At 62.3% G+C, this 24,649-nt stretch carries 25 protein-coding genes; 16 read left to right on the top strand and 9 right to left on the bottom strand.

From position 1 onward, the window contains the following. Positions 1-4: 4 nt before the first annotated feature. Together HU762_RS03150 and HU762_RS03145 are read right to left on the bottom strand one after the other, a co-directional pair. The gene (locus tag HU762_RS03150) at positions 5-193 is read right to left on the bottom strand and encodes a protein DnrP (RefSeq protein ID WP_186632771.1); all 189 of its coding nucleotides are present in this window, start codon (positions 191-193) and stop codon (positions 5-7) included. Continuing rightward, positions 190-873 carry a Crp/Fnr family transcriptional regulator gene (locus HU762_RS03145; protein WP_186632768.1) on the bottom strand — a complete coding sequence of 228 codons (684 nt, stop codon included), beginning with the start codon at positions 871-873 and terminating at the stop codon, positions 190-192. The genes HU762_RS03150 and HU762_RS03145 overlap by 4 nt, the downstream gene beginning before the upstream one ends. Before the next feature lie 586 nt (positions 874-1,459). Here HU762_RS03145 and HU762_RS03140 point away from each other — a divergent pair. Both HU762_RS03140 and HU762_RS03135 read left to right on the top strand, forming a co-directional pair. After that, a complete protein-coding gene (locus HU762_RS03140; protein WP_186632765.1) occupies positions 1,460-2,650 on the top strand; it encodes an NnrS family protein in 1,191 nt (396 codons plus the stop codon). A 25-nt stretch (positions 2,651-2,675) separates the two neighbouring features. After that, complete coding sequence (locus HU762_RS03135; RefSeq protein WP_186632762.1) at positions 2,676-3,113, top strand: hypothetical protein; 438 nt, start codon at positions 2,676-2,678, stop codon at positions 3,111-3,113. Positions 3,114-3,160: 47 nt separating this feature from the next. Here HU762_RS03135 and ytfE read toward each other — a convergent pair whose 3' ends face one another. After that, on the bottom strand, positions 3,161-3,835 hold the full coding sequence (ytfE, locus tag HU762_RS03130; protein ID WP_186610178.1) for an iron-sulfur cluster repair protein YtfE: 675 nt from the start codon (positions 3,833-3,835) through the stop codon (positions 3,161-3,163). A gap of 160 nt (positions 3,836-3,995) precedes the next feature. Between ytfE and norR the strand changes: the two genes are divergently transcribed. The 7 genes from norR (at position 3,996) to HU762_RS03095 (ending at position 10,596) form a co-directional block, all read left to right on the top strand. Further along, entirely contained in the window at positions 3,996-5,516 is a 1,521-nt protein-coding gene (gene norR, locus HU762_RS03125; protein WP_186632759.1) for a nitric oxide reductase transcriptional regulator NorR, read from the top strand. Between the two features lie 114 nt (positions 5,517-5,630). After that, complete coding sequence (gene pdxH / locus HU762_RS03120; protein ID WP_186632756.1) at positions 5,631-6,278, top strand: pyridoxamine 5'-phosphate oxidase; 648 nt, start codon at positions 5,631-5,633, stop codon at positions 6,276-6,278. 90 nt (positions 6,279-6,368) lie between these two features. Beyond that, complete coding sequence (gene moaB, locus HU762_RS03115) at positions 6,369-6,923, top strand: molybdenum cofactor biosynthesis protein B (protein WP_186632753.1); 555 nt, start codon at positions 6,369-6,371, stop codon at positions 6,921-6,923. Then, entirely contained in the window at positions 6,920-8,155 is a 1,236-nt protein-coding gene (glp, locus tag HU762_RS03110; RefSeq protein WP_186632750.1) for a gephyrin-like molybdotransferase Glp, read from the top strand. The genes moaB and glp overlap by 4 nt, the downstream gene beginning before the upstream one ends. An 80-nt stretch (positions 8,156-8,235) precedes the next feature. Continuing rightward, entirely contained in the window at positions 8,236-9,231 is a 996-nt protein-coding gene (locus tag HU762_RS03105; protein WP_186632747.1) for a peptidase U32 family protein, read from the top strand. A 10-nt stretch (positions 9,232-9,241) separates the two neighbouring features. Then, positions 9,242-10,132, top strand: coding sequence for a U32 family peptidase (locus HU762_RS03100; RefSeq protein ID WP_186632744.1), 891 nt, complete (start codon positions 9,242-9,244; stop codon positions 10,130-10,132). Beyond that, on the top strand, positions 10,126-10,596 hold the full coding sequence (locus HU762_RS03095) for an SCP2 sterol-binding domain-containing protein (protein WP_186632741.1): 471 nt from the start codon (positions 10,126-10,128) through the stop codon (positions 10,594-10,596). Before HU762_RS03100 ends, HU762_RS03095 begins: the two co-directional genes overlap by 7 nt. Before the next feature lie 16 nt (positions 10,597-10,612). On the opposite strand, the gene HU762_RS03090 is transcribed toward HU762_RS03095, so the two are convergent. Further along, a complete protein-coding gene (locus tag HU762_RS03090; protein WP_186632739.1) occupies positions 10,613-10,963 on the bottom strand; it encodes an MmcQ/YjbR family DNA-binding protein in 351 nt (116 codons plus the stop codon). Beyond that, a complete protein-coding gene (locus tag HU762_RS03085) occupies positions 10,960-11,868 on the bottom strand; it encodes a LysR substrate-binding domain-containing protein (RefSeq protein ID WP_186632736.1) in 909 nt (302 codons plus the stop codon). The genes HU762_RS03090 and HU762_RS03085 overlap by 4 nt, the downstream gene beginning before the upstream one ends. A gap of 130 nt (positions 11,869-11,998) precedes the next feature. On the opposite strand from HU762_RS03085, the gene HU762_RS03080 reads away from it, so the two are divergent. Together HU762_RS03080 and HU762_RS03075 are read left to right on the top strand one after the other, a co-directional pair. Further along, positions 11,999-12,607 carry an FMN-dependent NADH-azoreductase gene (locus HU762_RS03080; RefSeq protein ID WP_186632733.1) on the top strand — a complete coding sequence of 203 codons (609 nt, stop codon included), beginning with the start codon at positions 11,999-12,001 and terminating at the stop codon, positions 12,605-12,607. 184 nt (positions 12,608-12,791) lie between these two features. After that, on the top strand, positions 12,792-13,829 hold the full coding sequence (locus HU762_RS03075; RefSeq protein WP_186632731.1) for a dienelactone hydrolase: 1,038 nt from the start codon (positions 12,792-12,794) through the stop codon (positions 13,827-13,829). On the opposite strand, the gene HU762_RS03070 is transcribed toward HU762_RS03075, so the two are convergent. Beyond that, the gene (locus tag HU762_RS03070; RefSeq protein WP_186632728.1) at positions 13,823-15,016 is read right to left on the bottom strand and encodes an MFS transporter; all 1,194 of its coding nucleotides are present in this window, start codon (positions 15,014-15,016) and stop codon (positions 13,823-13,825) included. The two genes, HU762_RS03075 and HU762_RS03070, sit on opposite strands and share 7 nt — an antisense overlap. A 192-nt stretch (positions 15,017-15,208) precedes the next feature. Next, positions 15,209-16,798: an ABC-F family ATPase gene (locus HU762_RS03065; protein ID WP_186610222.1), complete on the bottom strand. Its 1,590-nt coding sequence runs from the start codon at positions 16,796-16,798 to the stop codon at positions 15,209-15,211. A 401-nt stretch (positions 16,799-17,199) separates the two neighbouring features. Between HU762_RS03065 and lpxO the strand changes: the two genes are divergently transcribed. Next, entirely contained in the window at positions 17,200-18,102 is a 903-nt protein-coding gene (gene lpxO / locus HU762_RS03060; RefSeq protein ID WP_186632725.1) for a lipid A hydroxylase LpxO, read from the top strand. A gap of 4 nt (positions 18,103-18,106) precedes the next feature. Here the strand turns inward: lpxO and ligD are convergent, their stop codons facing one another. Then, complete coding sequence (gene ligD, locus HU762_RS03055) at positions 18,107-20,077, bottom strand: DNA ligase D (protein ID WP_186632722.1); 1,971 nt, start codon at positions 20,075-20,077, stop codon at positions 18,107-18,109. A 33-nt stretch (positions 20,078-20,110) separates the two neighbouring features. Then, positions 20,111-21,001, bottom strand: coding sequence for a Ku protein (locus tag HU762_RS03050; RefSeq protein ID WP_186632719.1), 891 nt, complete (start codon positions 20,999-21,001; stop codon positions 20,111-20,113). 213 nt (positions 21,002-21,214) lie between these two features. Between HU762_RS03050 and HU762_RS03045 the strand changes: the two genes are divergently transcribed. The 4 genes from HU762_RS03045 to HU762_RS03030 all read left to right on the top strand — a co-directional run bounded on the left by HU762_RS03045 (position 21,215) and on the right by HU762_RS03030 (position 24,646). Beyond that, on the top strand, positions 21,215-21,556 hold the full coding sequence (locus HU762_RS03045) for a hypothetical protein (RefSeq protein WP_186632716.1): 342 nt from the start codon (positions 21,215-21,217) through the stop codon (positions 21,554-21,556). Positions 21,557-21,591: 35 nt separating this feature from the next. Continuing rightward, positions 21,592-22,740, top strand: coding sequence for a PQQ-dependent sugar dehydrogenase (locus HU762_RS03040; RefSeq protein WP_186632713.1), 1,149 nt, complete (start codon positions 21,592-21,594; stop codon positions 22,738-22,740). 224 nt (positions 22,741-22,964) lie between these two features. Then, a complete protein-coding gene (gene ilvA, locus HU762_RS03035; RefSeq protein WP_186632710.1) occupies positions 22,965-23,969 on the top strand; it encodes a threonine ammonia-lyase, biosynthetic in 1,005 nt (334 codons plus the stop codon). Between the two features lie 383 nt (positions 23,970-24,352). Further along, on the top strand, positions 24,353-24,646 hold the full coding sequence (locus HU762_RS03030; RefSeq protein WP_186632707.1) for a DUF1652 domain-containing protein: 294 nt from the start codon (positions 24,353-24,355) through the stop codon (positions 24,644-24,646). Positions 24,647-24,649: the final 3 nt, after the last annotated feature.

Raw genomic sequence — 24,649 nt, 5'->3', positions numbered from 1 at the left:
GGAATCAGGCGATGCTGCGAGGCAACCAGAAGAACATGACGATGCAGAAGAGCGTCAGCCCGACGCAGAACCAGGTGAAACGCCGCAGCCGGCGTTCGCCGGCCATTGCGGCCTCGAACGGCAGGGGCATGCCGCATTGGCTGCACTCGCTTGCATCGACGGGGTTGGCATGTTGGCAATACAGGCAGCTCATTCGAACTGTTCCAGTCGCAGGCGATCGAGAATGGCGATCTGGCGACCGTCCTGGGTGATGATTTTCTCATCGATCAGGCGCCGGATGATCCGCGAGAAGGTTTCCGGCTGGATGGACAGGTGCCCGGCGATCAATTGCTTGGCCATCGGCAATTCGAACTGGCTGTCGACGGTTTGCAGGCGCACCAATTGCGTCAGCAGATAGCGCACCACCCGGTGGGTGGCGTTCTTCAGCGACAGGGTTTCAATCTCGTTGACCCGTTGATGCAGGCGAACGCATAGCTTGCCGAGTAGCGCGAAGGTCAGTCGGCTGTTGCTTTGCAACAGGCGCATGTATGTGGCGTTGGACAAGCGGTACAGCTGGGTCGGGCCGACGGCTTCGGCGGACGCGACGTAATTGGGCGTGTCCATCAGCATCATGGCTTCGGCGAAGGTCTGGCGCTCGCCAATCACCTCGAAGACTTTTTCCTGGCCGTCCGGGGTCAAGCGGTAGATTTTCACCGCGCCGGAAATCACGAAGTAAAACGCCTGGGCCGGCTCGCCCTGGCGAAACAGTGGGTCGCCCTTGTCGATACTCAACAGTTGGCTGTGGCTCATCAGCTCGTCAAGCTGCTCTTCGTTCAGCGGCTCGAACAGATGATGGCTGCGCAGAATCTGGTGATGGACACGGTGGAGCACCATGGCGTGAATCCTTGTTTTAACGAAGAAGTGAGCGGGATCAGACCAGGCTCAGGGACAAGCCGCTGGCAAGTGCCACGACGCAAGATAGCAGGACGAACCAGGTAAACGGCAACACGGCGGATTTCATGGGGACCCCGACAATTGAAGGTAATGCCGTGCCTGAGCAAGAGCCGGGCCAGGCCTGGGAGCTTTGATTTGTGGGGCGTTAAGACTGGAAGGGTAAAAATGACCCGAATGTTTTAGGGTAAAAACAACCACGAAAGGGTTATAAGCACCCTATTTGATCGTTCCCACGCTCCGCGTGGGGATGCAGCCAGGGACGCTCTGCGTCCATTCCGCAGCCGAACGCGGAGCGTCCGAAGCGGCATTCCCACGCAGAGCGTGGGAACGATCGGACCGCGTTATCGTTCATCGCGAGCAAGCTCTGCTCCCACAACGGCAAGCCCCTTGCAAGTGCCTGTTCGAGGTGAGCGTCGCTAACGAGCTGGCTTGATCTGAGACAAGGCCCGCTTGCGTCGATAGCCCATCATTGGAATCCTGATTTGTCGTACCTCGCAGAGGTCCAGCGGGGACAGAGGAGTTGTGTATGCAAGTGCTTGATCGTCGCAAGGCCATGGCCATCGCGCCGTTGTGGCGCCTGGCGTTTCGGCCGTTCTTTCTCGGCGGCTGCGTGCTCGCGTTGCTGGCGGTTCCCTTTTGGCTGGCGGCGTTCAGCGGACGGTTGGGCAATTGGCAACCGGCCGGCGGCTGGCTGGCCTGGCACCGTCATGAATTGTTGTTCGGTTTCGGCCTGGCGATCATCGCCGGATTCCTGCTGACGGCGGTGCAGACCTGGACGGGCAGCCCCGGGCTCAGCGGCAAGCGCTTGGCCGCATTGGCGTTGCTGTGGATGGGCGCGCGGCTGGCCTGGCTGACCGATGCGCCCTGGCCTTTGCTGATGGCGTTGGAAATGGGTTTTGCCTTGGCTGTGGCAGCACTGATGGGCCTGACGTTGTGGCGCGTGCGGCAGAAACGCAATTACCCGATCGTGCTGGTATTGCTGCTGTTGGCCGCCGCCGATGGCTTGTCGGTGTACGGCCTGGTACAACACGACGAAGGCCTGCAGCGTCAAAGCGTGCTCACCGGCCTGTGGCTGGTAGCGGCGATGATGGGGTTGATTGGCGGGCGGGTGATTCCGTTCTTTACCCAGCGTGGCCTCGGTCGGGTCGAAAGCGTGGCCCCTTGGCCGTGGCTCGACCGCCTGTTGCTGGCGGGTTCGGCGCTGGTGGCGTTGTTGTATGCCTTCGGTCCGGCATTGTCGGCCAGCGTCTGGGTCGGCCTGTTGTTCACCGCGTTGGCGGTGGGGCACGGGATTCGACTGGTGCGCTGGCATGATCGCGGGCTGTGGCGGGTGCCGCTGTTGTGGTCGTTGCACCTGGCCTACGCTTGGCTGGCCGTGGCGTGCCTGGGTATGGCGCTGTGGCACTTCGGCGCGCCGCTGAACCCGAGCCTGGCGGTGCATGCCTTGACCATCGGCGCCATGGCCGGGCTGATCCTGGCGATGATCGCCCGCGTCAGTCTCGGCCATACCGGGCGTCCACTCGAACCGCCGACGGGCATGACGCTGGCCTTCATCTTGTTGAACCTGGCGTGTTTCAGTCGAGTGCTACTGGTGTTGCTCTTGCCGATGCCCGCGCTTTGGCTGGCGGGCCTTTGCTGGTTATTGGCGTTTGGCCTGTACGCCTGGCGCTATGGCCCGATGTTGCTGCAGGCGCGGGTGGATGGGCATCCTGGATGAATCGGCCGCACGGAGATGATCGATAATGTACGGGGTTTTGCTGGTCGCGCATCTATTGGCGGCCATCGCCTTCATTGGCACGCTGTTCTTCGAGGTGATCATCTGGCAGGCCGCTCGCCGGCCGCTGGCGCAGGGCACCCGCGAGGCTGCCGACCAAGCGATCGCCAAGCGTTCACGGCACGTACTGCATGGCGTCGTGCTCGTGCTGTACAGCGCCGGCATCGGCCTGGCCTGGCACCATCGCGGCGCCTTGGCGCAGCCGCTGGACAGCAGTTTCGGCCTGCTACTGAGTTTCAAGATCCTGTTGGCCCTGAGCATCGTCGGGCATTACGTCTGGCTGGCCTATTGGCTCAAGCGCGGACGGTTGACGCCGAACCGGGCCTGTTGGCTGCGGCGTAGTATCCTCGGGCACATGCTACTGATCGTGGTGTTGGCGAAGGGGATGTTCTACTGGCAGTTTTGAACACCTGGTCTTGAACACCGCAACCGGTACGGCTGCGGAGTTTTCAATCAATGCACCGGCTTCATCGCATTGACAAACAGCACATTGTTTTCCAGATGAATATGCTGCATCAGGTCATCCCGCAGCTCCACCAGCCCGCGATACAGCGCGCGCCAGGTGTTGCAGGCGTCGGCCGGTGGGGTGATCTGGTCGGTGAGGGCGAGCATGGTTTCCAAGGCTTCACCGTGCTGGTCGTGTTCGTAGCGCAGCACCTGGATCGGCGCCGAGGCTCGCTCGCCCAGGCCCTGTTGCAACATCGGGAACAGCACTTGTTCTTCCTTGAGCATGTGGCCTTCAAGCTCCTGGTACAGGTCTGCCAAATGGTCGGCCAAACCGTTGGGGCAACTGGGCCGTGCGCCATGCACCCGCTCGACACGCCGGGCCAGGCGGATCAGTTCTGGCAGTTGTTCGCGGTGGCGGGCGTGGTAGCGTTCGAGGATGTGGGCGATCAACCGCGACTGAGGCTCGTTGCGCCAGTCGTGGCCCAGCTCGCCAGCCGCTTGCAGGGTGCGCAGGGCGTCGGCGATCAGCAGGGGGTTCAGACCTTTGCCCAGCGCGGCTTCGCGCAGGGTCTTTTGTCCGCCGCAACAGAAGTCGAGGTTGTAGTGATGAAAAGTCCGGGTAGCGCCCGGAATGTCGCAGGCCAGTTGGCCGAGGCTTTGTTCAAGCAGGTCGAGGCTCATCATGTTTCCTTGGGTTGAATCCCGGAAGGGACAGATGAACGGGCATTGCAGTCGCCGTGCCAGGGTTCAACTGCTTGAAAGTAAATAGATAAATTCATGACAAGGTGATTTTCACCTTGGCTGCGAGGGGTCAAACGAACCCTGGAGGGTCATCACTACCATGCTGCGTGAAAGCCTGGCCGCCGACCTGATTGTCGAGCTGCCCAATGCCGTGCGATTGCAGCGCCTGGTGCAGACCCTGCGCGAATATTTCAACAGTGGCGCCGTCGGTTTGCTGCGTCTGGACGACGACAGCCTCCGGCCCGTGGCGACCGTGGGCCTGGTGCACGAAGCGCTGGGCCGTCGGTTCGTGATCGCCCAGCATCCGCGTCTGGCGGCGATCATGGCATCGCGTGAGCCGACCTGGTTCGAACCCGACAGCCGCCTGCCGGACCCTTACGACGGCCTGCTCGATCACCACGTCGGCGAGCCGTTGCCGGTGCACGATTGCATGGGTGTGAGCCTCTATGTGGAAGGAAGCCTGTGGGGCGCGATCACCCTGGATGCATTGCACGCCGGCACCTTCGACAGCCGCGCCCGGGAGGAACTCAAGCGCTGTACCTTGCAGATCGAGGCGGCGGTGCGGGTCACCCGGCTGGAGCAGGAGAACCGCAGCCTGCGGGCGTCGCGCAGCGACCAGACGGACCTGCGCCTGCCGGCCGTGGAGGGCGAAATCCTCGGGCGCAGCGAGGGCTTGCAGCAGTTGCTCAACGAACTGGACGTCTTGGCTGATTCCGAACTGCCGGTGCTGTTGCTGGGCGAGACCGGCGTTGGCAAAGAGTTGTTTGCCCGACGCTTGCATCGTCTTTCCCGACGCGGGCACAAGCCTTTGGTGCAGGTCAATTGCGCGGCGTTACCCGAGTCCCTGGCCGAAAGTGAATTGTTCGGCCACGTCAAAGGCGCGTTTTCCGGAGCGACGACCGACCGCGCCGGGCGCTTCGACGCGGCCAACGGTGGCACGCTGTTTCTCGATGAAGTCGGCGAGTTGCCGTTGACCGTGCAAGCCAAGTTGCTCCGTACCTTGCAGAACGGAGAGATCCAGCGCCTGGGGGCGGACAAGCCGTTGCACGTTGACGTACGGATCATCGCCGCGACCAACCGGCACCTGCCCGACAGCATTCGCGACGGGCTGTTTCGGGCCGATCTGTACCACCGATTATCGGTCTATCCAGTGCCAATCCCGCCGCTGCGCGAGCGCGGCCACGATGTGTTGATATTGGCCGGTCACTTTCTCGAACTTAACCGCACGCGATTGGGCTTGCGCGGGCTACGCCTGTCGCCGGCCGCCGAGCAGGCGCTGCTGGCCTACACCTGGCCCGGTAACGTGCGGGAGCTGGAGCACGTGATCAGCCGAGCGGCGTTGAAACAACTGAGCCGTGGCGCCAGTCGCAGCCTGATCATGACCCTGGAGCCGCAAGTGCTCGACTTGGACGTCAATGCCAGCACGGCCACGGTCTGCGCGCCGCAGGAATCGCTTGAGGTCCCGTTGCGGCCCTTGAGTGCGACGGTCGACGACTGCCAGCGGCAAGCCATCTTCAAGGCCTTGGAGCGCTGCGGCCAGAACTGGGCGGGGGCCGCGCGGCTGTTGGAAATCGACCCAAGCAACCTGCATAAACTGGCGCGGCGGTTGGGGCTCAAGTAGCGCCAGCGAAACCGTGTTGCGGCCTCGATGCAACAACCGGCATTGACAACGATCAAGGCGAGCCAACGCTGTCGATACCACACTGGGGCCAAACCCACAGTGGAGACATCGGTCATGCCCCTTTCCCTGGCCAACATGCGCCGCCAGTACACCCGTGACGGGCTGGACGAAGCCCAGGCTCCGGAGAATCCGCTGACCCTGTTCAGTCTCTGGATGCAACAGGCCCGCGAGACCGAAAGCCCTCCGGTGGAAGCCAACAGCATGGCCCTGGCGACGGTGGACGAGCAGGGGCGACCGCATTGCCGGATCCTGTTGCTCAAGGGGTTTGGCGAAGAAGGCTTCTCGTTCTTCGGCAACTACGACAGCGGCAAGGGGCAGGATCTGGCGACCCATCCTTGGGCCGCCATGACGTTTTTCTGGCCGGGCCTTGAGCGACAGGTGCGCGTCGAAGGGCAGGTCCATAAGCTTGACCCGACGCTGTCGGACGCCTACTTCCATTCCCGCTCCGTCGCCAGTCGCCTGGGGGCCTGGGCTTCGCCGCAAAGCCGTGCGCTGGACAATCGCGCCGTGTTGGAGGTTTTGCTGGCGCAAGTCGGACAGCGTTTCGCCGGGCAACCGGTTCCGCGTCCCGAACATTGGGGCGGCTATTGCCTGCGGCCTGAGCGACTTGAATTCTGGCAGGGCCGCGCTGACCGCCTGCATGACCGTCTCGACTATCGGCTGCACGACGGCCTTTGGCAGCGCAGCCGCCTGGCGCCCTGAGCGCCGAGGGAGGTACCTCCATGGAGGAATAGGCCCGGCACCGATTGCGGTTCAGGCTGGGCCATCTTTTTTCTGACAGGACGGCTGATCATGGCCCATCTGACGCAACGCCTTTTCCAACCGCTGAACATTGCGGTGCTGACCATCAGCGATACTCGAACCTTCGACACCGACACCTCGGGCCAGACCCTGGCGGATCTGCTGCAAACCGCCGGGCATGTGCTGATCGACCGAGGGCTGGTGAAGGACGACATCTATCAGATCCGCGCGCGGGTTTCGCAGTGGATCGCCGACCCCAAGGTGCAGGTGGTGCTGATGACTGGCGGCACCGGCTTCACCCCGCGCGACAACACGCCACAAGCGGTGGCGCCATTGCTCGACAAGCATGTCGATGGCTTCGGCGAACTGTTCCGCCAGGTGTCGTTGGCCGAGATCGGCATGTCCACCCTGCAGTCCCGTGCCTTGGCGGGCGTGAGCAACGGTGTGCTGGTGTGTTGCCTGCCGGGCTCGCCGGGCGCGTGCCGGACCGGTTGGGAGCAGATCCTGGCCGGGCAATTGGACAGCCGCACCGGGCCGTGCAATTTCACCCCGCACCTCAAGCCGCAGGACGGTGTAGCTCCGACAGCCTGCGAGACACGCGCATGAGCGGCGGTGTGTGTGACAGCGGCGTGTTGACGCCGGTGGACGAAGCGATCCGGCATCTGCTTGACCAGGCGCCGCCGCCACCGCCGGTGCAACGGGTGCTTTTGGATCAGGCCTTGGCGCGGGTGCTAGCCAGCGATGTCTTGTGTCCCATGAACCTGCCGGCTTGGGACAACAGTGCGATGGACGGCTACGCCGTGCGGGCCGCTGACCTGCCTGCTGGCGGTGGATACCTGGCGTTGGCCGGAAGGATCGCCGCAGGCGATGGGCCGGGCGAGCCACTCCAGGCGGGGCAGGCCGTGCGTATCTTTACCGGTGCGCCGTTGCCGCCGGGCGCCGACACGGTCGTGCCGCAGGAAAGCTGCCGGGTCGATGACGGCCGTATCTGGCTGCCGGCGGCCAATCGCGGCGACCATGTTCGCGAGGAAGGCGAAGAGCTGCGCCGGGGCGATCGCCTGCTCGGCGCCGGCACTCGCTTGCGTGCCCAGGAGCTGGGGCTGTTGGCCGGCGCTGGCATCGCCCGGGTGGAAATTTTTCGTCCGTTGCAGGTGGGCTTGCTCAGCAGCGGTGACGAGTTGCGTGAACCGGGCGAGCCACTGGCGCCGGGGCAGATCTACAACAGCAACCGTCATAGCCTGGCGGCGTTGTTGCGCGGGTGGGGCTTTGAGGTTCACGACCTTGGTGTCATGCCTGACCAGCTGTTGGCCAGTCAACAAGCGTTGCGCCTGGCCGCAGCCGAATGCGACGTGCTGATCACCTCGGGCGGCGTATCGGTGGGCGAGGAAGACCATCTCAAGCGCGCCATCAAGGCCTTGGGCCGTATCGACCTCTGGCGCCTGGCAATCCAGCCGGGCAAACCCCTGGCGTTCGGTGACGTTGAAGGCAAGCCGTGGATCGGCCTGCCGGGCAACCCCTCGGCGGCGCTGATCACCGCGTTGATCGTCCTGCGCCCGTTCCTGTTCCGCGCCCAGGGCATGAGCGACGTGTTGCCCGTGCCGTTGCAGGTGCCCGCCGGGTTTGACTGGCACAAGCGCAACCGTCGTCGGCAGTACCTGCGGGCCAGGTTGGTCCCCGGTGCGCACGGACACCTGTGCGTCGAACTGCATCCCCAGCAAAGCTCGGCGATGCTGACGGCCGCGTGCTGGGCCGATGGGCTGGCGGTGGTGGAGCGCGAGGCGCAAGTGCACAAGCACGACCAGGTGATGTACTTGCCGTTCGCGAGCCTGATGCATTGACGGCAATTGACCGCCGTCAAGGTCACCGCCGCCGGGCTGGCTAGACTGGCGGCGCTTGCGTTTTCTGATGAGGATGCCCCATGCAACTGGTTTGCCCGGCAGGGAATCTGCCAGCCCTCAAAGCGGCGGTGCGCCAAGGCGCCGATGCCGTCTATGTCGGCTTTCGCGATGACACCAATGCCCGGCATTTCGCCGGGTTGAACATGGACGACAAACAGTTCGACGCGGCGGTCGCGCACATCCGCCAGCATCAACGCAAACTCTACGTGGCGGTCAATACATATCCGCAACCCAAGGGCTGGGAGCGCTGGCAGCGCGCGGTGGATCGCGCCGCCGATTTCGGCGTGGATGCGCTCATCGCCGCTGACCCCGGCGTGCTCGGCTACGCCAGCCAACGACACCCACGGCTGGCGCTGCACCTCTCGGTACAAGGCTCGGCGACCCACGCGGCGGCCCTGGCGTTTTACGCCCAGCGCTACGGCATCCGCCGCGCCGTGCTGCCGCGTGTGCTGTCCCTGGCCCAGGTGCGGCAAGTGGCGACGGGCAGTCCGGTGCCGATCGAAGTCTTCGGTTTTGGCAGCCTGTGCATCATGGCCGAAGGTCGCTGCCACTTGTCTTCCTACGTGACCGGCGAATCGCCGAACCTCTGTGGCGTCTGCTCGCCGGCCAAAGCGGTGCGCTGGAGCGAGGACGCCCAAGGGCTGAGCGCGCGCTTGAGCGAGGTGCTGATCGACCGCTACACCCCCGAAGAACCGGCCGGCTACCCGACCCTGTGCAAGGGTCGTTTCCTGGTGGGCGGCAAGCGCTTCCATGCGCTGGAAGAACCCACCAGCCTCGACACGCTGGACCTGCTGCCGGAACTGGCGGCCATCGGCGTCGAGGCGGTGAAAATCGAAGGTCGCCAGCGCAGCCCGGCCTACGTCGAGCAAGTGACCCGGGTCTGGCGCGCCGCGCTGGATGCGCACCAGGCCGCGCCCCAGCGGTTCCGGGTTCGCGAAGAATGGCGCCAGGTGTTGGCCGGTCTGTCCGAGGGCAGCCAGACCACATTGGGTGCCTACCACCGTTCATGGCAATGAGGGAGGCCAGATGAAACTCAGCCTGGGACCGGTCCTGTTCTATTGGGACAAAGCGCAACTGGGAAATTTCTACGCCGAGATGTCGGCCTTGCCGCTGGATGTGATTTACCTGGGGGAAACCGTCTGTTCGAAGCGTCGGGCATTCTCCCTGGACCAATGGCTGGGCTTGGGCCGTGAGCTGCAACAGTGCAGCCAGGCGCAGATTGTGTTGTCGAGTTTGACGCTGATCGAAGCGGCCTCGGAATTGTCCTCGCTGCGGCGCCTGTGTGACAACGGCGAGTTGCTGGTGGAAGCCAACGACATGGGCGCGGTGCAGTTCATGGCCGAGCGCAAGCTGCCCTTTGTCGGCGGGCCGGCGTTGAATCTGTACAACGGCCACGCCCTGGCGCAGTTGCTCGACTGCGGCATGATCCGCTGGGTGCCGCCGGTGGAATGTTCGGCGGCGCTGATCGGCGATGTGCTGGAACAGGTGCGTGAGATGGATCGGAATGTGCCCGAGGTGGAAATCTTCGCCTACGGCCATCTGCCCTTGGCCTATTCGGCGCGCTGCTTTACCGCCCGGGCCGAAAACCGGCCCAAGGACGACTGCCAGTTCTGTTGCATCAACTACCCCGACGGACTGGCGCTGAGCAGCCAGGAAGGACAATTGTTGTTCACCTTGAACGGCATTCAGACGATGTCCGGCGAGGTGACGAACCTGTTGGCCGATTACAACGCGCTGCTGGCAAGTGGCGCCGATGTGCTGCGCCTGAGTCCGAGGGCACAGGGCATGGACGAGGTGGTCAGAGCCTTCGACAAGGTCCGTCAGGGCGAAGCGCCACCGCTGTTCGTCGATGGTTGCAACGGATACTGGCACGGCCACGCTGGCATGATGAAAGTCGAGGAGGCGGGCCTGTGTTGAGTCCGAAAAAATGGCTGCTCAAGGGCGCCGACCGCTTGTTGCCGCTGGCGGGCAAGGTGCCGTTCCTGGTCCAACGCCTGGCCTTGCAGCAGGCGCTCAACCGTTGCTTGGCCGAACCGCTGCGCGATGGCGGTTTCGACGTGCTGCACGGGCGCTGGCTGTGCCTGCGGGTATCGGACCTGAAGTTGTGCTGGTACCTGACACTGGCCCACGATGGGCTGCGCATCGCCGAGCGGGCCGACGCCCAGGTCAGCATCAGCGGCAATTGGCGCGAATTCCTGCTATTGGCCAGCCGTCAGGAAGATCCCGACACCTTGTTCTTCCGCAGGCGACTGGTCATCGAAGGCGACACCGAACTGGGCCTGGCGCTGAAGAACCTGATCGACAGCCTCGACCCGGACGTCTTGCCTCCGTGGCTCTGGCGCAATCTGGAGCGGGCCGGAAAGGGGCTGGCGACGGCCTGATGACCGCCGTGAGCGTCTACAACAGCAACCCAACCTGCGTGCGCTTGGGCAACTTGCTGACCACCAGTTGATGAGAGCGTTGCAACAAATCACGCAACTCGTCGGCCCCCAGCGGGTAGGGGACCTGCATGATGACCCATTGCGCACGCGCCAGATAAGGCGCCGGGTGAATGCCCGGGCGGTCGCAATGACCGAGGAACAGGTCCTTGTCGACCTTGAACGCCAATGAGTCGCCCCGCAGGTTTTGCAGGGCGAACATTTTGTTTTCGGCCACGGAGAACACTCGCACGCCGCCCCATTTGTAATCTTCCCTGGCGCCTGGCAAGCCCAGGCAAAATCGTGCGACGTCCTCTTCGCTCAAACTCATATCGTTTTGTCCCCGCATTGTTCAAAAGCCGCCACCAGATGATCGATCCAGGCGCGCACCGCCGGCAGCATACCGCGCCGGTGAGGATAGACTGCCAGGAGCCAGCCATCGGGCGATGACCATCCAGGCAGCAACTCCACTAACCTGCCGTCAAGCAACTCCTGCTCGCAATACATGCTCGGCAGCAAAGTAATGCCCAGGCCGGCGAGGGCGCAGGCGCGGCGCACGATGAAATCATCGATGCCCAGGCGGGCTTCCAGGGCCAGTTCGGTACTTTGCCCACTGCGGTCGAGCAGGCGCAGATGAACCAGTCGATCGGCGTCCAGTGCCCCCAGCACCGGCAGTTGCTTGAGGTCGTCCGGGGTTTCGATTCGCCGTCCTTCGACGAATGCCGGGCTGGCGACCAGCGTCAGTCGGGCCTGGCGCAGGCGGCGGGTCATCAGCAGCGGGTCTTCGTCGCCCACGTCGCGCACGCGCAACGCCACGTCGATGCCTTCGCCGATCAGGTCCACGCGCCGATTGAGCAGGGTCATTTCCAGCTGGACCAAGGGAAATTTCGCCAGGAAGGTTTCGATGATCACGGGCAGGAATTGATGAGCCAGCCCCACCGGGCTCGACACTCGCAATCGCCCACGGGGTTCGCTGGACATGCTCGCCACCGCCTCGTCGGCCATCTCGGCTTCGAGCAACATGGCCTGGCAATGGCTCAGGTAGCGTTCGCCCACTGCCGTCAGCTTCAACTGGCGAGTGGTGCGTTGCAGCAGGCGGGCGCCGAGGCGCTCTTCCAACTCGGCGATACGCCGTGACAAGCGCGACTTGGGGATGCCCAGCAAGCGTCCGGCGGCCGCGAAGCCACCGGCTTCGACCACCTTGGCGAAGTAGTACAGATCATTGAGGTCTTGCATATTGACTTCGATTGTCCTGTGTGTGGGACGAACTATCGCATTCTTGCGGTCTTATCGGCTATTGGTTTCACCGATAGGATTGTTCGCACTTGATCGCCTGGTTGCGATCCTCACTCAGGAGAGCATTCACATGAAACTGTTGCATATCGATTCGAGCATCCTTGGCGACAACTCGGCTTCGCGCCAATTGAGCCGTGAACTGGTGCAGGCCTGGAAAGCCGCCGAGCCGGACATGACGGTCAGCTACCGTGACCTCGCCACCGATGCCATCAGCCACTTCTCCGCGCAAACCCTGGTCGCCGCCGGCACCAGCGCCGAACTGCGCGATGCCGCGCTCAAGTACGAGGCTGAGCTCAGCGCAGAAACGATGGCCGAGTTCCAGGCAGCAGACGCGCTGGTCATCGCCGCACCCATGTACAACTTCACCATCCCGACCCAGCTTAAGGCGTGGATCGACCGTATCGCAGTGGCTGGCCAAACGTTCCGCTACGGCGATGCAGGCTTTGAAGGTCTATGCGGCGGCAAGAAACTGGTGATCGTTTCCACCGCCGGCGGCCTGCATGCCGGACAGCCGAGTGGCGTGGGCCACGAAGACTATCTCAAGCACATGTTCGGCTTTCTTGGCATTACCGACATTGAATTCGTCCGTGCTGAAGGCCTGGCCAAAGGCGACGACATGCGCGCCAAGGGCATGAGCCAAGCCAAGCTGCAGATCAGCCAGCAATTCGCCGCCGCGTAAGGCTTGCGTAAAGCCACCAAGCTCTGCGGGCAACCTTCGCAAAACCCTGTATTCTCGTCGTCAATGGATGGCTGGGATGCGGGGTTTTTCCTGCATTCGGCGCCGGGATTCATGGCGCAGATCATGCACGACCGGAACCGTGAGCCAATGGGCTCCCGATCGGTGGGTGAAGGTGGAAAATTCGATGACACGTCTTGGTGCAGCGCTGTTGCTTTGTGGGTTGAGCGGGTTCGGTTCGGTGCAGGCCGCGCCGGCGCCACATCCGCATTGGAGCGCCGGTTTTCACGAGCTGAGTTTTCTCGATCCGCTGGATCACCAGCCGATGCATGCCATCGCGTTCTATCCGTCGATTGCCGGGGAACAATCCAGCGCGCTGGGCGGCTACCAGATCGACGCCGCGCCCAACGCGCAGATCGCCATCGGCCGTTTCCCGCTGCTGATGCTGTCCCACGGCAATACCGGCACGCCGCTGGCACTGCATGACCTGGCCACGTCGCTGGCGCGCAAGGGGTTTGTCGTGGTGGCGGTGATTCATCCCGGCGACAACGCCCAGGACCACAGTCGGCTCGGCACCTTGAGCAATCTGTATGGGCGGCCGATCCAGATCTCCGAAGCGATCACCGCGACATTGAACGATCCGATGCTCTCGCCTTACGTCAACGCGGGGCAGGTGGGTGTCATCGGTTATTCCGCCGGCGGCGAAACCGCCTTGATCCTTTCCGGCGCCACCCCGGATCTCAATCGCTTGCGCCGCTACTGCCAGGAACGCCCGGATGACCGTGACGCCTGCAACACCCAGGGCGAATTGATTGCCGACCGCGACGACTTGTCGCCGGTGGCCGACCCGAGGGTCCGTGCGTTATTGCTGATGGCGCCGTTGAGTTTGAAGTTCGGTCGGCACACGCTGGCCGACGTCCATGTGCCGGTGCTGCTATATAGCGGTGACGGCGACAAGCTGGTGGCCTTCGACAAGAATGCCGCGGCGCTGGCTCGCAAGCTGCCCACCGCGCCGGATTTCAAGACGTTGGCCGGGGCAGGGCACTTTGTCTTCATGGCGCCTTGCACGGACGAGCAGATCGCGGCGATGCCGGCGCTGTGCACCGATGCCGATGGCGTCGACCGCAAGGACATCCACCGCACGATGATCTCCGAGGCCAGCCGCTTTTTCAGCCAGGCACTGGGCAAGCCGACCCGGGCCGGCCTGAGGACCGCCGATCAGTGATCGACTCTTTCCGCTCGCCGTCGCAGCAGCAACGCCAGCCCCAGCCCGATGATTGACAGCAAGGCTGCAAAGAAGAAGATCGACGAGTAGCCCAGGTTCAACGCCACCGCGCCCATCAACGGCCCGGCGATCGCTAGCGCCAAGTCAAAGAACACCGCGTAGGCGCTCAGTCCGGCGCCCCGGCTGCTGTTGGGCACCTGCTTGATCGCCTCCACGCCCAGCGCCGGGTACACCAGCGACAGTCCGAAGCCGGCGAGTCCCGCGCCGACCAAGGCAAACGCGGTCGACGGCGCCAGCCAAAGCAACACCAGCCCCAGGGTTTCGATGCTCATGCAGACAATGGCCGAACTGAAGCCACCGAAGCGGGCGATGCTGGAAATGAACAACAACCGGGCCAGGATGAAGCACACGCCAAACACCGTCAGGCACCACGCCGCGCCGGTCCAGCCGCGGCTGAGATAGAAGAGGGTGATGAAGGTGGTGAGTGTGCCGTAGCCGATCGAAGCCAGGCACAGGCTGGCGCCAAACGGTGAAATGCGCCCGAACACCGCCCAGAAGGGCAGGCGCTCGCCACGAACGACCGGTACCGAGGGCTTGTTGCGAATCAGCAACAATGCCATGCCAGCGAGCAGTGACAAGGCGATGCCCAGGCTGGCGAAACCCAACCCATCGACCATCACCACCCCCAGCGGGGCGCCGATAGCGATTGCGCCGTAGGAAGCGATGCCGTTCCAGGAAATCGAACGGGCCGTGTGTTCCACACCGACTTGGCCCATGCACCAACTGATCGTACCGACGCCGATCAGCCCTTGGGCGACACCTAGCAATAACCGGCCGGCAATCAGGATCAACAGGCTTGGCAGAGGAAAGTCCTGCAGCACCGTTGAGATTAGCGTCAGCACGCCGCTGAGCAAAATTCCCAGCAAACCGTAGACGATTGCCCGCTTCGTGCCAATGCTGTCCGACAGCCGTCCAGCCATGGGGCGACTGAGCAGCGTCGCCAGGTATTGGGAACCGATGGTCAGCCCGGCCACCACCGCGCTGAAGCCCAGTTGGTCATGGACATAGCCAGGCAACACGGCAATCGGCAGGCCGATGCAGAGAAAGGCAATGAATGTATAGAAAACGATGGAGACGATCTGCAGGGTGATCGACAGGGAACTGGGAGCTGATGGGGGCGTGGGCATGGGCTCGTTCGCGGGCAGCGGCAGGAGAGCTTCATCATGGCGCGAGGAGGGGAGAAAAGAAAGCAGGCTAACTAATAGCCTCGCGAAAGCAATGGAGCGCACAAAAGTTTCTTACCCTTGCCATACAAAAAGCCCTGTCACATGGACAGGGCCTTTCACTTGCCGCTTGAAGCTTACAGCTCGAAGCTGCCCTTAGAACAGCACACCCTGGCTGCGCAGGTAATCGTCATAGGTGCCGCTGAAGTCGACCACGCCGTCGGCGCTCAGCTCGATGATCCGCGTGGCCAGGGACGAGACGAACTCTCGGTCGTGGCTGACGAAGATCAGCGTACCCGGATAGTTCTCCAGCGCCAGGTTCAGCGCTTCGATGGATTCCATGTCCAAGTGGTTGGTCGGTTCGTCCATGATGAGCACGTTCGGCTTCTGCAGGATCAGCTTGCCAAACAGCATGCGGCCCTGTTCACCACCGGAGATGACCTTGACCGACTTGAGGATCTCGTCGTTGGAAAACAGCATCCGGCCGAGGGTGCCGCGAACCAGTTGTTCGCCACCCTGAGTCCACTGGCCCATCCAGTCGAACAGATTGACGTCATCTTCGAAGTCGTGGGCATGGTCCTGGGCGTAGTAGCCCAGTTCGGCGGCGTCGGTCCACTTCACGGTACCGGCATCGGGTTTCAGTTCATTGACCAGGGTGCGCAGCAACGTGGTCTTGCCGATACCGTTCGGGCCGATGATCGCCACGCGCTCGCCGGCTTCGACGGTGAAGCTGAAGTCCTTGAACAGCGGCTTGCCGTCAAAGCCCTTGGCCATGCGCTCGACGATGACCGCCTGGCGGTGCAATTTCTTGGTCTGCTCGAAGCGAATGAACGGGCTGACACGGCTCGAAGGCTTGACCTCGGCCAGTTGGATCTTGTCGATCTGCTTGGCGCGGGAGGTGGCCTGCTTGGCTTTCGAGGCGTTGGCCGAGAAGCGGCTGACGAACGACTGGAGTTCGGAAATCTGCGCTTTCTTCTTGGCGTTGTCCGACAGCAATTGCTCGCGGGACTGGGTCGCCACGGTCATGTACTCGTCGTAGTTGCCCGGGAACAGGCGCAGCTCGCCGTAATCCAGGTCCGCCATGTGGGTGCAGACGCTGTTCAGGAAGTGACGGTCGTGGGAGATGATGATCATCAGGCTCGAACGCTGGGTCAGCACGTTTTCCAGCCAGCGGATGGTGTTGATATCCAGGTGGTTGGTCGGTTCGTCCAGCAACAGCACTTCCGGATCGGAGAACAGCGCCTGGGCCAGCAGCACGCGCAGCTTCCAGCCCGGCGAGACTTCGCTCATCGGGCCGAAATGCTGTTCGATGCCGATACCCAGGCCCAGCAGCAATTCGCCAGCACGGGATTCGGCGGTGTAGCCGTCCATTTCGGCGAACTCGGTTTCCAGCTCGGCCACGGCCATGCCGTCTTCTTCGGTCATTTCCGGCAGCGAGTAGATGCGGTCGCGCTCGGCCTTGACCTTCCACAGTTCCTCGTGGCCCATGATCACGGTATCGATCACGGTGAATTCTTCGTAGGCGAACTGATCCTGGCGAAGTTTACCCAGGCGCACGTTCGGCTCGAGCATGACCTGGCCGCCGGACGGCTCGAGGTCGCCGCCGAGGATTTTCATGAAGGTCGACTTGCCGCAACCGTTGGCGCCGATCAGGCCGTAGCGGTTGCCCGCGCCGAATTTGACAGAGACGTTTTCGAACAGCGGCTTGGCGCCGAACTGCATCGTGATGTTAGCTGTAGAGATCAAAGGTTTATCCTGCGGAACATTCAGAGTAGCTAAGGGTGCGGCAGTACCTGTTCAGTACCTGTTTGCGCCGATCCGCACCGCGCTAGAGGCTTCGCGGTCGCAAGCGCAAGGGTCCATCCGGCATAAGAGGACAGCTGCATACGGAGCGCCTGGACCGAGTGGAGTTGCGCCGAAGCCGGGTTTTCCGGTATCGGCCAAGGGGGCGCGTGATATTTGGCGGCGATTGTACTGATCTGGCCGCATTAACGATAGGGTGTTACCCAGGCAAGACAGTTTTTCACAACTGAGGGATAACCTTCAGTTACAAATTGTGGCTAAATCGCCATCACACTCGACGCTCTCCATTGCCGCTTGGCTGGCCAGGAGCAGCAGCCTGTTCACTCCTGGACCAGACCGATCCCGTGAAGCTCATCATTGTCGCGATCTACCTCCTTTCCATTGGCTATGTGCACCTGCGTGGGCGCGTACGGCACAAGCTCGGGCGCCAGTTGAGCGATCACTCGTCCTTTCTCGCGCCGATCAATTGCCTGCTGTACCTGTGCTCGAAGCTGCCCAACAAGCCATTCCTGAGCCCGGAGCAGTTCCCCGACTTGAGTCCATTGCAAGCCCATTGGGAAGAAATCCGCGCCGAAGGCAAGAACCTGCTGCGGGCTGGGGAGATCAAGCGTTCCAATCAGTATGACGATGTGGGCTTCAACTCTTTCTTCAAGACCGGCTGGAAGCGCTTCTACCTGAAATGGTACGGCGACAGCCATCCCTCGGCGATGAAGCTTTGCCCACGCACCACTGAACTGGTGCAGAGCATCGGCTCGATCAAGGCGGCGATGTTCGCCGAACTTCCGCCAGGCTCGAAGCTGGTGCGTCATCGCGATCCGTATGCCGGGTCCTATCGTTATCACCTGGGCCTGGAAACGCCCAACGAGGCCGGCTGCTACATCAACGTTGACGGCGAGCATTACCATTGGCGCGACGGCGAGGCGGTGATGTTCGACGAAACGTTCATTCATTACGCCGAGAACACTACGCCACACAATCGCATCATCTTGTTCTGCGACGTGGAGCGGCCGATGAAATTTCGTTGGGCCACTGCCTTCAACCGCTGGTTCAGCCGTACCGTGATGGCGGCTGCCGGCGCGCCCAACGATGCGGCCAGCGACAAGACCGGTGCGCTGAATCGAGCGTTTTCCAGGCTCTACAAGATTCGCCTGCAAGGCAAAGCCCTGAAGAAGCGCAACCGCACGCTCTATTACCTGCAGAAATGGGCGTTCTTCGGTGGTTTGCTGGCGCTGTTCATCTGGATCTGATGGTTCAGTCCCCGGGTTTCTGCGCGTCCAGCTGTTCCCACATCCTCGCCGTGATTCGTTGGCGATGGCTGTAGCCTTCCCACGGATCGGCGCCCAAGCCCTTGGCCCGCTCCAGGGCGGTGTAGATGTCCCATTGCTGGGCGTTACGCAAGCCGTCCAGCTCCGCCCGCGCTATGGGCACCGACACCGGCAGCCCTGGCCGCGCGCGCACTGAGTAAGCGACCACCGTACTGGCGCCGCGCGAGTTGCGCAGGTAGTCGAGGAAGATCTTGCCGACCCTGTTCTTTGGTCCCATGGTTGCGGTGATCTGCTTCGGCATCTGCCGGGTCATGAATTGCGAGATGGCCTTGGCGAACGCCTTGGTCACGTCCCAGCCTTCGTTGCGCGCCAACGGCACGACGATGTGCATGCCCTTGCCGCCGCTGGTCTTGAGGAACGCCTGCAAACCCAGCTCGTCGAGCAATGACAGGGTCATGCGGGTGGCTTCGATCATGGCGCTCCAGGGCAGCGACGGGTCGGGGTCAAGGTCGAGGACGAACAGGTCCGGCGACTCGATCCGGTCATGGGTCGCGGTCCAGGTGTGCAATTCCACCGTACCCATCTGCGCCGCGCTGACCAGGGATGGGACGTCGTCGATTTCCATCAGCGCGGCATGGCCAGGATCCAGCGCTGGGTCGAGCTGTTTGATGTGGGGAATCTCCAGGCGATCGGCGTGTTTCTGGAAGAACTGCTCTTCGCCAATCCCGTCCGGCGCGCGCAGCAGGGCCACTGGCCGCTGCTTGAGGTGCGGCAGGATCCACGGAGCGATGTCCGCGTAATATCGGGCCAGCTCGTCTTTGTGCACACCGCTGACGCTGTCGATGACGCGTTCGGGATGGGTGATCTTTACCCCGGCGACTTCCACGGTGCGGGTTTTACCGCGGTACTTGGGTTTCGTCGGCTCGGCTTTTATCGGCATCGGTTGCTCGCGGATGATCGTGCCCGAGGGCCTGTCGTGGGGCAATCCAAGGAAGACCGCCTGGTTGACCAAGCCGTCCCGAGTCCATTCGGTGAACTCGACGTCACAGACCTGGGTCGGCTCGACCCATTTCACGCTGCGGCTACGCGTGCCGTTGAGCGGTTCCGCCAGCGGCGAAGCGTCACGCTCCAACGTGCACAGTTGCTCATGCAACTGCTTGATGTGCGATTGGCTGAACCCGCTGCTGACTCGACCGGCGTAAACCAAACCCGATGGCCCATTGACCGCCAGCAACAGCGCGCCAAAGCCGTGACGCTTGCCTTGGGGGCGGGTGAACCCGACGATGACGAAGGCCTGGCGCAATCGGCACTTGAGTTTCACCCAGTCGGGGCTGCGTCGCGATTCATACGGGCTGCCCAGGCGCTTGCCGACCACGCCGTCGAGCGCGAGCGCGTTGGCACTTTCAAATATATCGCCCTGGCTGGCGGAGAACGCCTCGGAGAAGCGCACGCGCTTGTTCCCATTATTGCTGAGGGCTTTTTTCAAGGCGGCGCGGCGTTCTTCGACAGGCGCCTGGCGCAGGTCCGCGCCGTTGAGAAAAGGCGCGTCGAAGAGGAAATAGACCATGTCTACCGTGCGGCCGATTTCGAAGGCTTGACGCAGCGCCGCGAAATCGGAGTGACCGGTGTCATCGAGCAGCACCAGCTCGCCGTCGAGCCAGCTGTTATCCAGATTTAATTCGGCCAGCGCATCGGCATGCAGTTTCAGCCGGTCGGTCCAGTCCAGCTGATTACGGTTGAACAAACGAACTTCGCCACCTTCGATGCGGGCCAGCAGCCGATAACCGTCGAACTTGACTTCGTAGCGCCATTCGCCGGCCGGCGGTTGCTCGACCGGTGTCGCCAGCTGCGGCAACAGTCGATCGGGCAGCGCGGTTTTCCCGGGGGGCTGGGGAGCTGATGCTGGGTCCAGCGCGGCATCGGACAGACGGGCATATTCACTCTCGGCCTTGGCCATGACAGATTCCCTTGTGTTGCTGGCGCCTCGGGGTTAGCCCCGGGAGGCCTTGGTGGCTTTTTTAGCGGGAGCGGGCTTGCGGGTCTTGGTGGATTTTGCCGCGGGCTTCTCGGCGGGTTTGTCCGGCGCCTTGCCCTTGCCGCCCAGGCTGCGCTTGAGCAGTTCGGTAAGGTCGATGACATCGGCGGTCTTGCGCTGTTCTTCGCCAGGGTCGGTTTCCACCGCTTCGAGCCGGCCCTCGTTGGCCTTCTTCTCCACCAGCTCCATGATCTTGTCCTCGAAACTGTCGCGGTACTCCTGGGGTTCCCAGTCGCCACTCATGTCTTCCACGAGGCGCTTGGCCATCTCCAGCTCGCCCTTGGCCAGCGTCGGGCTCGTCACTTCGTCGCCCAGCTCCAGCACGTCGAGCTCGCGCACCTCGGCGGGCCAGCGCAGCATCACCAGCACCAGGGCCGACTCCAAAGGCATGAGGGCCGCCAAGTGCTGGCGGGTATGCAACACCACATGGGCCAGCGCCACTTTGTTGGTCTTGATCAGGGTTTCGCGCAACAAGGCATAGACCTTGCCGCCGCGTTTGTCGGGCGCCAGGAAATAGGGCTTGTCGATGTTCTGCAGGGGGATTTTTTCGCTGTCGACGAAGGAAAAGATGTCGATGGTCTGGGTGGATTTTGGGTGGGCGGCGCGGATTTCATCTTCGCTGATCAGCACGTATTGGCCTTTCTGGTATTGCACACCTTTGACGATGTCGTCCTTGGTCACTTCCTTGCCGGTGACCTTATTGACGCGCTTGTAGCCCACCGGGTCCATGCTGCGCTTGTCCAGCCAGTCGAAATCCACGCCTTGGGACGCGGTGGCCGATACCAGCGCCACGGGAATGTGGACCAGCCCGAAACTGATTGCGCCTTTCCAGATTGCCCGTGCCATGGTGGATTTTCCTTGCCGGTAAATGAGTCTCTCTGGTGACCTCCGGGTGTCGGCAAAAGTTTCCCCCGCGCGCCGGCTGGCTGCGGCCATCGCGCCAGCGGAACGGGCGTTCCAGAGATGCCTGGTTACATCTTCGCGCGGACATTTCGCTTAACAACCGCGAACCTGCGGCGTAGCGTGTTTTCGATATGCCTGAATCCAAGAGGTATTCCAATGAACAGGCTGATGATTGCCACCATTGCGCTATTGCTGACGGCTACTGCCCAGGCCGCATCCTTCGACCAGGGTTCGGTGATCGTGGCGCAGAATCCGCCGGGCAATAACAATCCCTATAACAGCCCGATACGCCGGGCCAATCCCAACAGCATGCAGGGCACCCAGCCCAACGTGCCGGGCATTGGCAACAACCCGACCGTGCCCGTTCCCCGGCCACCGACCCTGGAAAACGGCGGCATCGGTAACGGCTACCCGCGCTCCGGGCAGCCATCGGGTTCTGCGCGGCCGACGATCGAGGCGCCCACGCCGCCCAGAAACAGCAATAACGGGAATCGCTAGATCGGTCTTTTTTCATACCACAGAAGGAAGTGTGCATGATCCGTAAAACACTCCTGGCGGCCTTTTGCGCCAGCGCTGTTCTAACCCTTGCCACGCCGGTCTCTGCCGCGCAGCCCCAGCAAATGAAAAGCGAGGAGGGCACGGTCGAAGTGACAACGGTGACCCGCGGACTCGAGCACCCCTGGTCCGTGGCGTTCCTGCCGGATCAGCAGGGAATGCTGGTGACGGAGCGATCGGGCAACCTGCGGCGGGTCAGCCCGGACGGCAAGCTTTCAGCACCGCTGAGCGGCGTGCCGGATGTTTGGGCTCGGAGCCAGGGCGGCTTGCTGGACGTTGTGCTGTCGCCGGACTTCAAGCGGGACCGCACGGTTTACCTTTCCTATGCCGAGGCGGGTAAGGACGGCAAGGCCGGCACCGCCGTCGGGCGCGGGCAATTGTCCGAAGACTTCAAGAGTCTGGAAGACTTCAATGTGATCTTCCGCCAGCAACCCAAGCTTTCCACGGGCAACCATTTCGGCTCGCGCCTGGTGTTCGACCGGGACGGCTACCTGTTCATTACCCTGGGGGAAAACAACGACCGCCCGACCGCCCAGGACCTGGACAAGCTGCAAGGCAAGATCGTGCGTATCTACCCCGACGGCAAGGTGCCGGACGACAATCCTTTCGTTGGCCAGAAAAACGTCCGGCCCGAAATCTGGTCCTACGGCATTCGCAATCCCCAGGGCGCGGCGTTGAACCCTTGGAACGGCACGCTGTGGGAGAACGAGCACGGACCCAAGGGCGGCGATGAGTTGAATATCATCGAACGTGGCAAGAACTATGGCTGGCCCCTGGCGACCCATGGCGACAATTACTCCGGCGCGCCAATTCCCGAAGCCCAGGGCAAGACTGCCGAAGGCACCGAGGGCCCGCACCATGTCTGGCAGGTATCGCCGGGCCTGAGCGGGATGGCGTTCTACGACAGCGACCGATTCAAGGCGTGGCAGCGTAACGTCTTCATCGGAGCGCTGGTTTCCAAGGATTTGATCCGACTGGAGTTCGAAGGCGACAAGGTCGTCCATGAGGAACGCTTGCTGGGTGATCTTAGCGAACGAATCCGTGACGTTCGCCAGGGCCCGGATGGCTTCCTGTATGTGCTGACGGATGAGGGCGACGGTGCGTTGTACAAGGTCGGGCTTAAATGACGGTGAATCCAATGAGGTTCGGGTAGCCGCGCCGGGATTTCCATTGACTTGCCCTGCGCGCGCGGCTAACGTCCAGCCATGAATTCCACCGTACTGCGCAGCCAGCCAAGCATTATTACCGCCATTCCTTATTTGGCGGGCTAGCTGACGGCTGCACCCAACCCGCCCTAGAGGCGGGTTTTTTCTTTCTGTCTCCAGGGCTTCATTCGAACCAGGAGACCGCCATGACCCCGACCCGCGCCGAGCAAGCCCTGCTGGAGCACTACGTCAAGAAGATTCTGGCCGCGCCGGTGTATGAACTGGCGGTGGCCACGCCGTTGCAAGCGGCCCCAGCGCTGTCGCAGGCCCTGGGAAACCGGATCCTGCTCAAGCGCGAGGACTTGCAGCCGACCTTTTCCTTCAAGATTCGCGGCGCCTACAACAAATTGGCACAACTGACCCCGGCGCAACGCAGCCGTGGCGTGATCACGGCTTCGGCAGGTAATCATGCCCAAGGCGTAGCGCTGGCTGCTCGGGAGCTGGGAATTTCCGCTTGCATTGTCATGCCCAGCACCACGCCGCAGCTCAAGGTACTGGGCGTACGCAGCCGGGGTGCCGAGGCGTTGTTGCACGGTGAGAGTTTTCCGTTCGCTCTGGAATTCGCCTTGAAGCTGGCCCAGGAGACCGGACGAGAGTTCGTCTCGCCGTTTGACGACCCGCAAGTCATCGCTGGGCAGGGGACGGTCGCGATGGAGATCCTGCGCGAGCATCCAGGTCCGCTGGACGCCATTTTCGTTCCGGTCGGCGGCGGCGGGCTGATCGCCGGAATCGCGGCGTACGTCAAATACCTGCGCCCGGAAATACGCATCATCGGCGTCGAGTCCGAACACTCCGCCTGCCTTAAAGCGGCGTTGGCTGCTGGTGAACGCGTGACGCTGCCCAGCGTGGGCACCTTTGCCGATGGCGTGGCCGTGGCACAGATCGGTGCCCATGGCTTCGATATCTGCCGATTCTGTGTCGATGAAGTGATAACCGTCACCAACGACCAGCTCTGCGCGGCGATCCGGGACATCTACGACGACACGCGCTCGATCACCGAGCCATCGGGCGCCTTGGCGGTGGCGGGTATCAAGCAGTACGTGGCCGACACCGGCGCGCAAGGCCAGACGCTGGTGGCCATCGACTCGGGCGCCAATATCAACTTCGACAGCTTGCGCCACGTCGCTGAACGCGCGGCCGTGGCCGTCTAATAGAGATTGCCCGGCGCGTCCCAGTTTTTTTGAGCAACCGACGGATGCCCGCCCATGAAGTCGAAATAGTGGCTACTCTGAGCTTGGCAAGCCGAACGGGTAATTGCAGTTTGCATGAGAGAAACACCGCTTCCTTGCATTCTGCATGACCGTTTCGCTTGATTTTCTCGCTAAGTGATTGATTTGTAACAGGCTGGATGTACCCAGGTACAGGCATGTTTTTTGCGGGTTGATACCCGAGTCCGATTGAATGGGCTCCAACACCAGAAAACGCCAAAATGAACGAACGGTAAGGCATTTGAAGTCCAGTCCGAAGGGAACAATCGGACGAAAATACCGCCGTCGTGAACATAAGTTGGCTGCCTCAACAGGAGAGAGTTGCCATGTTTTTATCTGCCCTCGAAATGCGAAACATCATTGAAAGCAGCCTGCTGCCGAAACGCTCGCAATGCACCTTGTCACAGGATTTGTCGATGACGGTGAAGATTTACGACGACCATGAAACCGATCGTGTAGCACTGGTCAAGACCGACATCGATGCCACCAAGCTCACCGGCTGCCGCGCCATCAATGATCTGATCGCCGAACTGCGCACCGAGCTAGACCACGGGCGCGCTTCTGCAAATCACGCGTCAGGTAACTATTTCCATCAGCAACATCGGATGAGCGGCCGCTAATCA

It is taken from the genome of Pseudomonas sp. SWRI92, assembly GCF_014268685.1.
In the GTDB taxonomy this organism is placed as follows: domain Bacteria; phylum Pseudomonadota; class Gammaproteobacteria; order Pseudomonadales; family Pseudomonadaceae; genus Aquipseudomonas; species Aquipseudomonas marvdashtae.
Note: the sequence above shows the minus strand (reverse complement) of the source record. Positions and strands in the feature narration are given on the sequence as shown.